The sequence below is a fragment of the Paraburkholderia sp. SSBN10T genome (assembly GCF_056619545.1).
Genome location: NZ_JBWQQI010000022.1, coordinates 71555 through 85099 on the forward strand (window position 1 = coordinate 71555; position 13545 = coordinate 85099).

Here is a 13545-nt window from a genome sequence, read left to right on the forward strand (position 1 = left end):
CTCAGAAGGGGAGGAAGCCCGTCGGCATCGGAACACCGAGAAGCTGAGAGAACAGCAGATCGAAAAACACCGTGACACCCAGCGCGATCGCGAGATTCGTCTTGAGGCGGTTGCGGTTGAAATAGAGGAGCAGGCCGAACAGGAAGATCGTAGTGGCAAACAGATATCCGGCACGCTCGAAAGCCAGGTAGTAGAGCGCCGTCCATGCGACCATCGCGATCAGTATGAGCGGATGACCCTTCGATTCATGCGCCCCATCCGCATGAGGCACTTCGGCGACCGGTCCTGTGGCCGGTTTTGCAGGCGTATCGATATGTGCGTGGGAGCGGTCCCTGCTACGCCCTTCAAGCAGCAACACCAGTGCCGACGCGATCAACCCCACGCCGACGAGTGCCGGAAACGCCTTCGGGCCGAGCGGGTCGCTCAGTCTGACTTCCGGCAATAGCATGTCCATGTATAGATAGACGGCGGCCAGCGCGATCACGCAGAATGCGAGCCACACGTCGCCCTTGATGCTTTTCATGTCTCCTCCAGTTCGATCCCGGGACGACCGCCAGAACAGCGGCCGCAACCGGGTCGTATCGCTAGCGAGGTCGCGCAAGCCGATGCGGATTACTTTTCCTCTGCCACATGCTACCTGTACCACTTGCGCCTTATGTCCGGCACATCATTTTTCGTTGTAGCGCCCAGGCTTCACGACTTCCGCGATCGTGCCGTCCGGCGCGCGGAACTTGAGCGCACCCTCGCCCTTCGCGGACAGGATCTCGCCGCCGTATTGCTTGATCCGCTCAGCAGCGGCTTCCTGGTCGTCGACCGTAACGCCCCAGTGATGCAGGCGCGGACCGGCGCCGGCCAGCTGCGCTTCATGGGAATCTTCGCTGTCGTACTTCATCAATGTAAAGTCGATGTGGCCATCGGTCATGTGGCGCGAGATATGTTCGCGGTTACGCCCGGTCTTCACTTCCGTGAAGCCGAACACTTCCGTGTAAAAACGTGTGGCCGCCTCGAGGTCATCGACCTTGACTGCGAGGTGAACGATGCGTGACATATGGCTCTCCATGTCGGTAGGTGCTACGGGTTAAAGAAAGTGCGTTATTTGGCGAGACCGAGATCGGTCAGCAACGGGCTAAGGCGATCACGCTCGCCATTAAGAAAAGCACGTGTCTGCGCGCTTCCTTGATAATCTGCAGTCCATAGATTTCTCTTGACGGCCAGCGCCCATAGCGGCGACGCGGTCGCTTTCTGCAAGACGTTGTCCCACCAGGCGATCTCTGCGGGCGTCATGTTCTTCGGGCCGACCAGCACGCGCCACGTCGTGAAGTCGACGTTGGCGCCCTGCTCCTTCCAGGTGGGCACCGTCGCCAGCGCGCCGTCTTCGCGTTTGCCGCCGGAAATGGCGATCAGGCGCACGCGGCCGGCCTGGCTCGGCCCGAGCACGACGCCAGCCGGTGTCGCGGCGACGGTGACATGCCCGCCCATCAGCGCGGTCATTGCCTCTCCCCCCGAGTCGAAGAACACCACTTTGATCTTCTTCGGATCCTGACCTACGCTCTTGACCACCAGCGCCGCCGCATCGTGGCTCTGGCCACCCGGCGAACTCGACACACCCATCGTGACAGACGAGGCATCCTTCTTTAGCATCTGGATCAGATCCGCACCTGACTTGATCGGCGAATCGCCCGGCGCAGAGAACACCACCTGCTCCGTGACTAACACGGCCAGCGGCGTGACGTCGTCGATGCCCACGGTACTCAGTCCGGTGATGCGGTTCGTGATCAGGGGCAGCGCCTGGACGGTGACGTAATGGCCGTCGCCTTCGTGTGAATTGATATAAGCGATGCTGACCGTGCCGCCGCCACCCGGCCGGTTCATGATGGTTACCGGCTTGCTCGACAGATTTTCCTGCTGAATGACGCTCTGCAGCGTGCGGGCAACGAGATCGAGTCCGCCGCCTGGCGCGCTCGGCACGACAATCTCAATCGGCCGATGCGGTTGCCACGCGTCGGCCGCGTGGGCGTACGCGGCATATGTTGAGATCAGCGCAGCGCAAACTCCCCACATGACGCTAGTTCTTCCAAGTCTCCTTCTCATCACATCGTCTCCTGGTTTTTTTGACGCTCTGTAGTCGTTTAGAAATTGAATGCGTCAAACGTACTGGTAGCGAAAAGCCGCTCCATCGGCACCTCCTCTCGAATCAGGCCGTCGCTTCGCGCGTACCGCTGCAACGTGTCGAGATCGAGGCGGTTTTCCTTCACACCGTAGCGCCAGTAGTCGTTACCCATCACCGATTTCACACGCTCGAATTCGGAGGTGATCCACGGATGCATGACGCGCAACGTGTCGGTGACGGCGAGTTGAGCCAACGCCAGGTCCCGTGACCTCCTGAACGCCGCGTATACGTTGACCGGCAGCCACGGGTGCTGCTCGACCAGCGCACGGCGGATGCCGAGCAGGTGCATGGGTGGAAAGAGGCCTGTCTTGCTAAACCATGCTTCCTCGTCCTCCCTGAAGTCGGGGAAGAGACGCTGTACGCGCTCATTGCGACCGAAGCAGGAAGGCGGCTTCGGTGCGATTACGGCATCAATGTCGCCGGCATCGAGCATTCCGGACAGCGTCTGGTCCGCTCCGATCGGCTCGATGCGGATATCGTCCGGCAAGCTATAGGGCACCCGCGCCTCGCGCCCCGCCTGCTCGAGTCCACCGACGACCCAGCGCACGTCGCGACTACCGACACCGTATTCGTCACCCAGCATGCCGCGCACCCAGATTCCGGCGGTTTGCTGAAAGTCGGGCACACCGATTCGGCAGCCCTTGAGGGCTTGCGGAGAATCGATGCTGCGATCCGTGCGCACGTAGATAGCAGAATGACGGAACGATCTCGAGAGAAACACCGGCACGCCGATATAGCGGCTTTCGCCGCGCGCCGTGGTCAGCAAATGTGTACCAAGCGACAACTCCGAGATGTCGAATTCGGCGTGACGAAACGCGCGCTGAAAAAGCTCTTCTGCGGGACCACTCACAAAATTGATCTTGCAACCTTCGATAACGACCTTTCCGTCAAGTAGAGCGCGGGTTCGATCGGTAATTTGGCAAGCTAGCGATAGTTCAAGCATAGGAAAAATTGCCGTATGTTGACGTTAAAACCTGAGCGCAGCGGATAAAAATATTTCTTCGCACCTCGTAATATAAGCAGTGCAAACAAATTCGATTATGCTCAAGCCATGGTTGAGCATTCGTTAATTTGCAGGCTAAATACTGGGAATCAGCAGCGCTTTGCAGCGCCTCGCTTCGTCAGTCAGGCGATCCTGTTGCTGGCTTCCTGACCATCCGCACCTGCCTTCGCCATCCCGTCCAGCGCCGTGAGCATGCGTTCCTTGCCCTTCGATACGTGGCTGAAACTCGTGTCGTAACTAAGGCTCGTATTCCCCGACTTCAGGGCATTGACGATCTCGCGATGCTCTTCGTTGGACTGCAGCAGCGCACCGCGCTGAACCAGCCCATGCACGCGGAACAGATGAAACTCCTTGACGAAGCCACGATAGAGCTTGGCCAGCCGCGAATTACCGGTCGAACGCACGATGTAGTCGTGGAATTCCAGATTCAATGGATCGAAGCGCGAGAAGTCGCCTTTCTCCGCGGCTTCCTGCATCTCGTCGACATATGCGTCGAGCTGATCTGCCATTTCCTTCGTCAGGATCGGCGCCAGCAGGGATGCGGCCAACGCGGTAAGCCCCGCACGCAGATCGTAGACCTCAATGGCGTCGTCGCGCGTTACCCGCTGGATGAATACGCCACGTTGCGGGATCAGGTACACGAGCCCGAGTTCGGCCAGCGCACGACACGCTTCCCGCACTGGGCCGCGACTCACGGCGAGCTTGTCCGCGACAGCCTTCTCGTTCAGCCGCTGTCCCGGCTTGAGCTCACCGCTCAGAATCATTCGTTCAATCTCGTGCTGAACCACGCCGGTCAACGTGTTTGCCCGGAAGTCGGCAAGAGAAACGGTAGTTGGGTTGTGATCGGTTTCCATGAAATGCAGTCTAGGTTTCCACATCCAAAATGTCAACACTTTACTTTTTTCAATCCATCCAATCGATATCCGCAGATCAAATCAACCCAAAAAGCCATCCCTCCGGTTTACTACGAGGCATCACCGCGGGTCCAGGCTCGGGTACCCTCGTCGCCGACGACACCCGCTCACTCAGTCCAATGCTCCGCGATCCACTCGCGGAACAGATTGACCTTCTGCTGATGCGCAACACAGTCCGGATAAACGAAGTAGTAGCGCGAACCGGTCGTCAACACCGCATCGAAGGGACGCACGAGGCGCCTGGCCGCCACGTCCTCGTCGATCAGCGCGAGATCGCTGATCGCCACGCCGAACCCTTGGAGCGCGGCGTTGGTCGCGAGATCGAGCGTATCGAAGCTTGGACCATGACCAGCGTCGATCTCACGAGCCTCGGCGTAATCGAGCCACATTCTCCAGTCGCGATGGTCGCGCGTCGGATGCAGCAAGGTGTGATGCGCGAGATCCGCCACGCTCTCGAGCGGCTTGTTGTCGAGCAGCTCCGGCGCGCAGACCGGCGTCAGGCGTTCTTCGAAAAGCGGCACGGCCTGCACGTCGACACCCGGCGACGAACCGTAGATGATCGCAGCGTCGAACGGTTCGCTCTGAAAGTCGACGTCATGCTGCCAGGTGGTGGTGATCTGCACGTGCAGATCAGGGTATTCCGCCTGAAACTGCATGATTTTCGGCAACATCCAGCGCATCACGCAGGTCGGCACTTTCAAGGCGAGATCGGTGCGCTGACGAGTCAGGCGCAGCGAAATCTCTTCGATGCGCGCGAAGCTCTCCTTCACCGCCGGCAATAACAACTCGCCTTCCGCCGTGAGCGTGAGCCCCTTCGCGTGGCGCTTGAAGAGCGGAAATTTATAGTAGTCCTCGAGCGCCAGGATCTGCCGGCTGACCGCGCCCTGGGTAAGGCACAGATGATCCGCGGCACGCGTAAAGCTGCGATGCCGGGCAACGGTCTCGAAGATCTGCAGCGCATTGAGCGGGGGAAGTCGTCGCATGGCGCCGTCCAGGTATCAGAAAAATGCATCGCAGGGGGCGCGCGGCAGCCACTGCGCACGCCCGGAAAGCATTTAGCATAAGCGATCAAAATAACTTCGCGGCCTCGCTGGCTGCACGGCTGCATGCACAACGCTCATGCCCGCGTGTCAGGCGCCGGGTCGTCTCGTGTCGTAGTCAATTAGTTCGTGATACCACGGTTAATTAGTTCCCTATACGAAGCTTCCGTTCAGCGCCTGCTACACCGGACAGCCCCCCCGATCTGACGTTCAGCTTTAGGTTTATTTTTTGTCAGCTTTTGCTTAATTTGTCAGGGGATGAGGAATAAAGCGATAGTTGGCACGGACTAGCTGCGTTGTCCAGCGCAGCAGCACGCAAGTCGATGTCATGCGCATCGGCTCGCATCACCACCGCCCGGAAGCGGTCTGGGTAGCCCATGTAATGGAGCATGAAACTGTCTGCGTCGTAGAGTGACGGGTGTGAATTCGACGAAACGCAATCGGACAGTGGTATCGCAGCCTCTCCGCCTGAGGCTTCCCAGACCGACACAAATGCCGTCTGGTCGCCACCCGAGGCGTAGATGCTGTGTTTATCCGGCACGGCATCAATGGTCTCCTGAACCCACTCCAGAAATGAACGACATTCGGGCGTGTTGCGAAACACCATGAAGCCGCTGTTGAACCTATGCCCCGAGATGTCACGCACCAGCGTAAACGGATGCCCGCGCGTGATCTCGTCGATGGGATGCTGGGGCGCATGAATCAGCACATCTGCATCGATCCATGCCACCTGTTCGTGTACATCGAAATGGTGAAGCAACAATGCTGCTTTTATCCAGTTGCCCGTCATCTGGCCGTCCAGATGAGCCGGAATATCGCGATAGACGTAGTGCGTGTAGCCATGGCGGAGGCAATAAGCGTTAACGTTGCGCTCGGAGATGGTCGCATACAGCGCGATATTCGGCGTGTAGCTCGTGATCAGCGCAACCGGCCGGCCCGGATTGACGACCTCAACCGATGGCCCAGCGACCGGCGCCAGGTCGATATCATCGTACAGTCGACCCGCACGTGCCTGGACCGCGTTGAGGTAGTGCACGAACCGGCTCGTGAGCCGGTCATCATGCGCATTCTCGTGTACCGTCGGATTGAGCGATAGCACATAGGCTGACAGTTCGGGCAGGTGCAGGCCGAATGGCGTGAAGAGCAGGCTTGACCAGTGCGCGCCGTCGAGCGGCTGGTGGTGCGGCGTGGCCGGGATACCGTCCAGCTCAAAGTGGTCCCAGCGGCTTATGCCACGATCGCTACTCCGGCGGCGTAGCACGTCGAGCACGCCATCGAGCCATTGCAATGCCGCAGGTCCCGCGCGCAGCATGAAAAGGCAGCCGTCCGGGCGGCGATGGAAGGCACATTGAGCGATCCAGTACGACGCATTGCCGATCACCCGGTTCGCGGCTAGCGGTTCATACACGACCGCCGATTCGTCCGCAAAGACCAGTAGTGTGTCCGCTAGCGCGGCCACCACCATTTTTCTCGCCAGGTTGTACTTGTACAGAAGGCGCGTGCGATCGCTATTGCCAAGGCTGCTGATGGCGTGCACGCTGTGCGAATACCCATGCCGTGCACAATACGCGCGATGATTGTCGAGCACCGTATCACATGGGCCGGCCAGGAGAATCGAGTGGAACGAGACGAGGCTGGAGTTCACAGTATGGATCGGAAGTCTGAAGAGCGTGGCAGCTGGAGAGCCCGGACGCATTGTTAGGGAACAACGCGGTGGTGGAGCGCTTCTTCAGGAGCCTGAAGACTGAATGGATTGGTGAACAGGAATACGGCAGTCACGAAGTCGCCAGGCCCGACATCAAGAGCTATATTGCAGACGGGTGTTTTTTATGGCGAAGTACAGTGGGAATGATGGCCATGCTGGAACCAATATCAACAGTAACAGCAGGTTCGATCGTCTGTTGCCAACAATTGTGAACATGCAAAATTCCTGGATGTGCTCGACGCCTTCGGGTGTAAAACCAAGTAGCCTCCCGGTTTTTCCTCCAGTAGTGAAGTGTACAAGCGTGGCCGGACGCTAACATCAGTGAACGAACTCCTCCTGGAAGTGCCTGGCAAGGTCAGAGCCATCGCATCAAGTATTGCTAGCGATCTCGGGAGCTTGTCAAATGTTCACATTGAACCATTGGGACGTTGGTATATTTAGGGCAACGCGAACATTAAAATAAATCAAATTAATTTAAATTCGCCTTGCAAGAAAATTCGTAAATTCAATATCATTTTACGATGATTTATTTTAATATTTTCGCAACCTCAAGATTTTATATAAGTAGCTGATGTTGACGATTGTCCCCGTTACTCGAATCGGAGGTGTTTTGTCGTCGACGTGGTCATTCCACCGTCGTCCTGCGTCCATCTATGCATGGAGACCGCTATCGCCGAATGTTAGCCTGCGCGCGGAGCGAGACTCACCATACTCAGCCGTCCAGACACTTTGTTGGGAGCCACTGTATAAAGAGCACGATACCGCTCTTACACCTGCGCGACAGGAACCCGATTCGTTGCCGCATAAATCGGACGTTTCGCCCGGTACCCAATTTACGTCTAGCAGTTCGCCAGCGCATTGGGGTGTACGCGCTGGGAACGTTTGCCTGATTGGTGGCGCCGCAATCTGCGCCTGGATTGTATTGGGTCATTTCCTGTTACGCCCGCCGCAACCACGAATGGACCTTGCGGATGCGGCTTCGGAAAGCGCATTGCCCCCATCACGTACAACGGCTCGCGCTTTGGCGTTTGGGACGGAATTTGTGCCTTTGCAGGTTATGACGAAGACCAGGGGCGTAGCCGTTGAACACCGGCGAGTCGGCAACGGCAGGCTTACCATTCTGCACAAACATCGCCAGACCGGTCCAAAAACGTTGGGTTTCGTGGGGCCAGCGCGCTCATACCGGTTGCACACACACAGCCTCGCCGGATCTGAACACATGCCTACGATACCGGTAATGACTGGAGCCGAGCCACCTGTGCCCGTTACGCTCCCACGCAGCGCTTTCGGCACCGTAGCACCACAGAAAGCAATAGACACTGTCGATAAAAACCCACCCGAATGGATGAGTCACATGTCGCAGCGTCGTATCACTGAGGTATCCGGAGAGTTTTCAAAATAGTCCTGCGTTCACCCGGCAAAAAGGCCGAAATCGCTCTAATCCGCCGGCATTAGCTGAGAGTCCTGCATGACGCGATCTTCCGACTCAGGATGAGCCGATCCCATTTTCGCGTTAGTCAAGGCCACCTCGTCCAATCGGTATCCGTGGGTATAGACGGTACTGAGCCGCACGCCGTTCTCCGGGCGCAGGGACAGCTTTCGGCGAAGCCGATAGATATGTGTATCGACTGTGCGAGAGGTACTGTCCAACTCACGGCCCCAGGCGAGCTTCGCCAGAAGGTCTCTGGAAACCACGCGCCCGACGTTGGCAAAGAGATACGAAACGACATCAAATTCCTTGGCCGTTAATTCAACCGTTTTGCCATCAAGAGAGACACTCCGCCGTGCGGTATCAAGAATATACGGCCCAACGGCCATCGTATTTTCAGCCTTCTCATTGCGCCTGACGCGACGCAATAATGAGCCAACTCGGGCAACTAGCTCAGCCGTCCGAAACGGCTTGACGACGTATTCGTCGGCACCCGCCTCGAGCGCTTGCACAATGTCGACCTCCAACACCCGGCTCGTAAGGAATAGCACTGCCGGTTCGTCGCCCAGATTGCCACGTATCCAGTGCAACACGTCGAACCCGGTCATTCCTGGCAATTGCCAGTCGAGCACCACGAGATCGACTTCATTGGCTTTCAGAAAACGTACAGCACTCTCGCCACGGTCGACCTTGCTTAATTGGTGCCCAGATTGCTGCATGGCCCTGTCAATAGCGGCCGCTTGCGCGGGATCGTCCTCCACCAGAAGAATGTTCATGTATTTCCCCCTCCTTTCGAGTCAGCCAATCGGCGAATCCACCCAACAGCCAAAAATGACTGGGCTTCTGTTCTCGACGCCGTTGTCCAGACATATTTTGTGAACTTCGTGAACTCAGAATAGACGTTGCCGCGCAGCAAAGGAGCCCCCCACATGGGGGGGAGCTCGCATCGTCGAAGGGGTGGCAACGGTCCGGCGGCAAGAGCCCGGGATGCTTGGTCTGCCGCAGTACGAAGGGCAAGCTACATGCTCAAAGCAAACCTGCTCGTACAAAATCAAGCCGGTATCTATAAATGTCCAGGATATTCCAATCCAGAACCAGCAGATCAAAGGTCTGTTTTTAAGCTCAAGCCGCAACCCTATTCCGGTCGAAAACACCTGACACTCGTGACCACCTGCGATTAGCGCTTGACAGATAAAATCAGCTTGAGCAGGTTCGTCCTCAAGGACTGCGATTTTCATAGAGTCTTTCGAGGTAAATTTTCCAGGAACATGAAAGCGCTTCGGTTAGCGAATGGGCCGGGCCATCAACTCGTCAAGTAGCGCGGCATAACTCGTCACTAGCTGTCCGTTATCCGGCAAATACCGCCCAATCAGCGCGCGCTGCCGCTCTCGATACCATGACGCCTGTGCATCGTGTGTCTCGATTACCTCGATGACGCGTCGTGCGCCCTCCTCGGCGTCGTTGTCGCAATAGTAGTAGCCAAGATCAGCACAGAGAGACGCGTTATGTACCAATGGGTAACCTTGCCAGCACACTTCCAGATAGAAGTAGTTGAGCGGATTCTCCATTTGGTGCGAAACGACAATGTCGGTATGTTCGGCCAGAAATGCCGGCGTTTCGTGACGGCCAAGGAACACCGCCTTGTGCTCCTTGACGATATCGAACTGATTCAACAACGTGATGAACTCGAGACTTTCTCTGGCGATCACGTCCGCATTCGTCACTTGCAGAATGGCTATGCTCCCGGGCCGCTCGCGGTAAGCCAGTTCGGCAATCAGCGCCGGGTACAGGCAGAACTTCACCACATTGATGTTCGGCTCCATCACGCTCAGCCGTTTCGCACCGGGTCGCGGCTGATATTCGCCGGCATGCGGAAGCTCTGCGACGCGCTCGTCGAGAAACATCGGGCTCCACACGAATGGGACGATGCGCCCGGTCTGACGCCGCAAGACCTCGAAGTAGGACCGGCTGATATTGGCGACCTGCGGGATGATCCAGATATCGTCGTAGCGCTGGTTGACGAACAGATGCTCGCCCCACATTCGTTTGCGAAAGAGCACGGATTCCATCGCGTGGATGTACTCGAATCCGCAGCAATAGGAGACCAGCCGCACACCGCGCTGCTTGAGGTAATCGGTCTGCATGCCATCGATCTGGCCGCCGAGTTCGATCAACACGTCCACAGCGTCTTTCGCGGCCTCGAAACTCGCGGTGGGATAGCGGGCGAGATCCCACGGTAATGCCGAAGTAACCGGCACCTGCGTCGTATTGACCAACACGACGTGGGCCACCTGTGGACAATGCCGCAACGCCTCGGCAAGAAACACGGCATTCTGCTTGATCCCGTTGTTCCACAGCGTTTCGCCCGCATGGTGCAACCCGATCGTAATGCCGACACGCAGACCGTTCATGGCGTGGCGGCGTGCGCGGCTGTCGCTCCTTGAGTCTGACGCGGCACATAGCCGGTCAGGTGCCACTGACCGTCGGTACCCAACTGGAAGCTCAACATCTCGAAGACCGTGCGGCCGCTGGCGAGCGTCGACGCGTAGTCGACATTCGCATAGAGTCCGTCCGGAAACCCACTCGCGCCGACGTACTGGATCCGTGTGATCGACGACCAACCGCGCCGGGTAATCGCGCCAAGCGTCTCGCGGGCCTGGCTCATTGTTCTGACGAACTGGTCCTGCGGGATTTTCGCCTTGACGAACGGCGCCGCGTCCTGCCACGCGTCGGCATACCGGTTCGTGTCGAACTGCTGGAATACGCGGTCCGCGTCGCTTAGCAGTTCGTCAGCCGATGAACCCTGCGCAGCGACGGCAAGCGTAGCAGACGCTGCCAGCACGCAGACGGCGGCCAATTTGAGAATTGCGATGATGTGTTTCAAGTGAATCTCCCTAAACATAAGTCTGGACCAATATTAATAAGCAGCAATTTCTGAAGATGGCTAACCCCGCTCAAGGGTGCTCGTAGAGCGCGGCGAGTGCATCGCTGTAAATTCGCACGTTCTCCTCATTCTCGGGATCGAGTCCCCGCAAGAACGCATTCGCCGTGCGACGATAAGCGTCGAAATGGGTGTCGTGCTCTGCAAACGCGCGCTGCAATGCCTGCCCGCCCTCCTCGCAATCGAAGTCGTGATAGCGGTAGCCGCAGTCGCCGATCAGGTGCGAGTTGTGGATCATCGGGTAACCGCCGTACAACGCCTCGTAGTAGACATAGTTCTGCGCGTTTTCCCAATGGTGGCTCACGATTACGTCAACCTGCTCCGCCACTATTCGGCAAAACGGAAAGCGTCCCTCGAAGGAGCTCAGGCCGTGCTTCACGATATCCAGGCTGCGGGCGAAGCCGTTGAAGCTCACGTGCTCTTTCAGATGGAACGTGTTGTAGGCCCAGACGCGTTCCAGCAGATCCGGATTGGCGCGGTGCGCCGCCTCGCAGGACAGCAGCGGCACGAAGCTCGTCTTCACCATGCAGATATTCGGTTCGAAGATGCCGGCGCGCCAGCGCCGCCGCCCCGGTCGGTAGCCGAAGGTGAGCCCTTCGGGCAAACGCGCCGCTTCGCGCTCGAGCATCAGCGGGCTCCACAGGTGCGGCATCAGGCGCACCGGGCAGCGAAAGGTGCTGGCGTAATACGGTACGCAGGTGTTTTCGTATTCGGGCAGCGTCCAGACCTCGTGATACGGCGCCGCGTTAATCAGGAGACCGTGCGGCTTGTCGAAGATCATCCGTTCGATGTCGATGACATAGTCGTTGCCTACCCGCATCGACACGATCTTGCCGCCGCGCTCGCGAAACGCCACCACCCACTCGCGCGACAACTGGGCGCTCATCTCGATCATCACGTCGAGCGTCGTGGCCGCTTCGTCCATGTCGATCAACGGCACCGGCGAATCGGCGAGAAAGTTCTTCGCGTCCTCGGGCCCACCATCGCCGCCCCCCGCCACCAGATACGTGGCTTCGACCAGCGGCGAGCGCATCAGCAGCATCACGAGAAAAATGCAGTTCTGGTAGATGCCGTTTTCCCACACCGATTGCTCGCCCTTGCGCACGTAGATCGATACGCCGACGCGCAGCTTGCGTGACTGGGTACCCAAGCCAAGTTCAATGCTCATGAGCGGCTCGCATGGGGGGCAAATGCCGTGTCGCGGCAAAGGTGCAAAAGCCGGGCCGCATAGGCGTCGAGATTGGCCTGGCGGAACGGATCGACGGTCGCGAATACCCGTTGCGAGCTGGTTCTGTAATCGTCGAGACCACTCGCGTGGCCGGCAGCCGCGCGCTGCAATTGCACCGCACCTTCACGTGCATCAAAGCCGTGATAGTAGTAACCCGCATCCTTTAACCACGGCGAGTTGTGCACCAGCGGATAGTCGCCGTAGAGCGCATCGAGGTAGCTGTAGTTCTGTTCGTTCTGCCACTGATGCGACACGACGGCGTCGGCATGCTGCGCCATGAAACCGACAATATCGTTCCTGCCGTGAAAGATGGCCTTGTGCTGCTGCACGAGGTCCAGCGAATTGGCGAAGTGCAGCATGGTAAAGTGGTCTTTGAGGTGCAAGGTATTGAGCACGTGCATCGCCTCAACCGTGCAGGGGTCCGTCCGATATGCCTCGTCGCAGACGAGCATCGGAATGCTCGACGTCTTCACGACCGAAATGTTCGGCTCGAAAATGGCCACGCGCAGACCGCGGCGGGCGCCGCCGCCCGTTTCACCGGCGGCCTGCTCGCGAGCCGTGTAGCCGTAACGATTACCGAGCGCCTCGATCTCGAGCATGCGCTGCTGGACGAACCGAGGATGCCAGATGAACGGCGCCTCATATACATCACAGCGGTGCAAGAGGCGCATCATCGGCGCGAACGCGGCATCTTTCGGCAGGTACCAGACCTCGTCGCAACGATCGGGGCGCGGTGCGTGCGCGGGCTTCCAGAAGATAGGGGGTTCCGCGAGATTCACATACGGCTGGCCGCAACAGTAGAACACCACCTTCTTGCCGCGTGCACGCATCAGGTCAAGCCATTCGATATCGAGCGCGCCGCCCATCTCGACGATCACGTCCACCTCATCCGTTGCTTCGTGCGCCCTCATCAGCCGCAGGTTGTGCGCGCCCAGATCCACCTGGGCCGGCATCACCCCCTGGTCGCCGACATCGATCAACAGTACCGACTGCACGAAAGGCAAGCGCTGAAAAAGTCCGGCAAGAAAGATGACATTCTGGCCAAGACCGTTCTGCCAGATATTCTGGCCGGTATGGGTAATAACGGAAATTCCAATACGCATTATTCAGACATC

The 13545-nt window shown here is 58.2% G+C and carries 12 protein-coding genes and 1 pseudogene; 1 reads left to right on the top strand and 12 read right to left on the bottom strand.

Annotated features, from left to right (window positions below):
* Nucleotide 1: 1 nt before the first annotated feature.
* The 7 genes from AC1ECK_RS28320 to AC1ECK_RS28350 form a co-directional block, all read right to left on the bottom strand.
* Nucleotides 2–523: a tripartite tricarboxylate transporter TctB family protein gene (locus AC1ECK_RS28320; RefSeq protein ID WP_480325111.1), complete on the bottom strand. Its 522-nt coding sequence runs from the start codon at nt 521–523 to the stop codon at nt 2–4.
* A gap of 144 nt (nt 524–667) precedes the next feature.
* Nucleotides 668–1048 carry a VOC family protein gene (locus tag AC1ECK_RS28325; RefSeq protein WP_266211981.1) on the bottom strand — a complete coding sequence of 127 codons (381 nt, stop codon included), beginning with the start codon at nt 1046–1048 and terminating at the stop codon, nt 668–670.
* 44 nt (nt 1049–1092) lie between these two features.
* Nucleotides 1093–1968, bottom strand: a complete 876-nt coding sequence (locus AC1ECK_RS28330) for a tripartite tricarboxylate transporter substrate binding protein (RefSeq protein ID WP_480325113.1) — start codon at nt 1966–1968, stop codon at nt 1093–1095.
* 161 nt (nt 1969–2129) lie between these two features.
* Complete coding sequence (locus AC1ECK_RS28335) at nt 2130–3020, bottom strand: substrate-binding domain-containing protein (RefSeq protein WP_480325115.1); 891 nt, start codon at nt 3018–3020, stop codon at nt 2130–2132.
* Nucleotides 3021–3295: 275 nt separating this feature from the next.
* A complete protein-coding gene (locus AC1ECK_RS28340; protein WP_480325117.1) occupies nt 3296–4051 on the bottom strand; it encodes a GntR family transcriptional regulator in 756 nt (251 codons plus the stop codon).
* A 143-nt stretch (nt 4052–4194) separates the two neighbouring features.
* Complete coding sequence (locus AC1ECK_RS28345) at nt 4195–5070, bottom strand: LysR substrate-binding domain-containing protein (protein ID WP_480325119.1); 876 nt, start codon at nt 5068–5070, stop codon at nt 4195–4197.
* A 289-nt stretch (nt 5071–5359) separates the two neighbouring features.
* Nucleotides 5360–6664 (bottom strand): glycosyltransferase family protein, encoded by a 1305-nt coding sequence (locus AC1ECK_RS28350; RefSeq protein WP_480325121.1) that lies wholly within the window; start codon nt 6662–6664, stop codon nt 5360–5362.
* Nucleotides 6665–6831: 167 nt separating this feature from the next.
* Here AC1ECK_RS28350 and AC1ECK_RS28355 point away from each other — a divergent pair.
* Nucleotides 6832–6945, top strand: a pseudogene (locus tag AC1ECK_RS28355) (IS3 family transposase); the annotation flags it as partial.
* A 1324-nt stretch (nt 6946–8269) separates the two neighbouring features.
* Here AC1ECK_RS28355 and AC1ECK_RS28360 read toward each other — a convergent pair.
* The 5 genes from AC1ECK_RS28360 to AC1ECK_RS28380 form a co-directional block, all read right to left on the bottom strand.
* Nucleotides 8270–9037, bottom strand: coding sequence for a response regulator transcription factor (locus AC1ECK_RS28360; RefSeq protein ID WP_480325123.1), 768 nt, complete (start codon nt 9035–9037; stop codon nt 8270–8272).
* Between the two features lie 507 nt (nt 9038–9544).
* On the bottom strand, nt 9545–10672 hold the full coding sequence (locus AC1ECK_RS28365; protein WP_480325125.1) for a DUF2827 domain-containing protein: 1128 nt from the start codon (nt 10670–10672) through the stop codon (nt 9545–9547).
* On the bottom strand, nt 10669–11145 hold the full coding sequence (locus tag AC1ECK_RS28370) for a DUF4019 domain-containing protein (protein ID WP_480325127.1): 477 nt from the start codon (nt 11143–11145) through the stop codon (nt 10669–10671). Before AC1ECK_RS28370 ends, AC1ECK_RS28365 begins: the two co-directional genes overlap by 4 nt.
* Before the next feature lie 70 nt (nt 11146–11215).
* Nucleotides 11216–12370 carry a DUF2827 domain-containing protein gene (locus tag AC1ECK_RS28375; protein WP_480325129.1) on the bottom strand — a complete coding sequence of 385 codons (1155 nt, stop codon included), beginning with the start codon at nt 12368–12370 and terminating at the stop codon, nt 11216–11218.
* Nucleotides 12367–13533 (bottom strand): DUF2827 family protein, encoded by a 1167-nt coding sequence (locus AC1ECK_RS28380; protein WP_480325131.1) that lies wholly within the window; start codon nt 13531–13533, stop codon nt 12367–12369. Before AC1ECK_RS28380 ends, AC1ECK_RS28375 begins: the two co-directional genes overlap by 4 nt.
* Between the last annotated feature and the right edge of the window lie 12 nt (nt 13534–13545).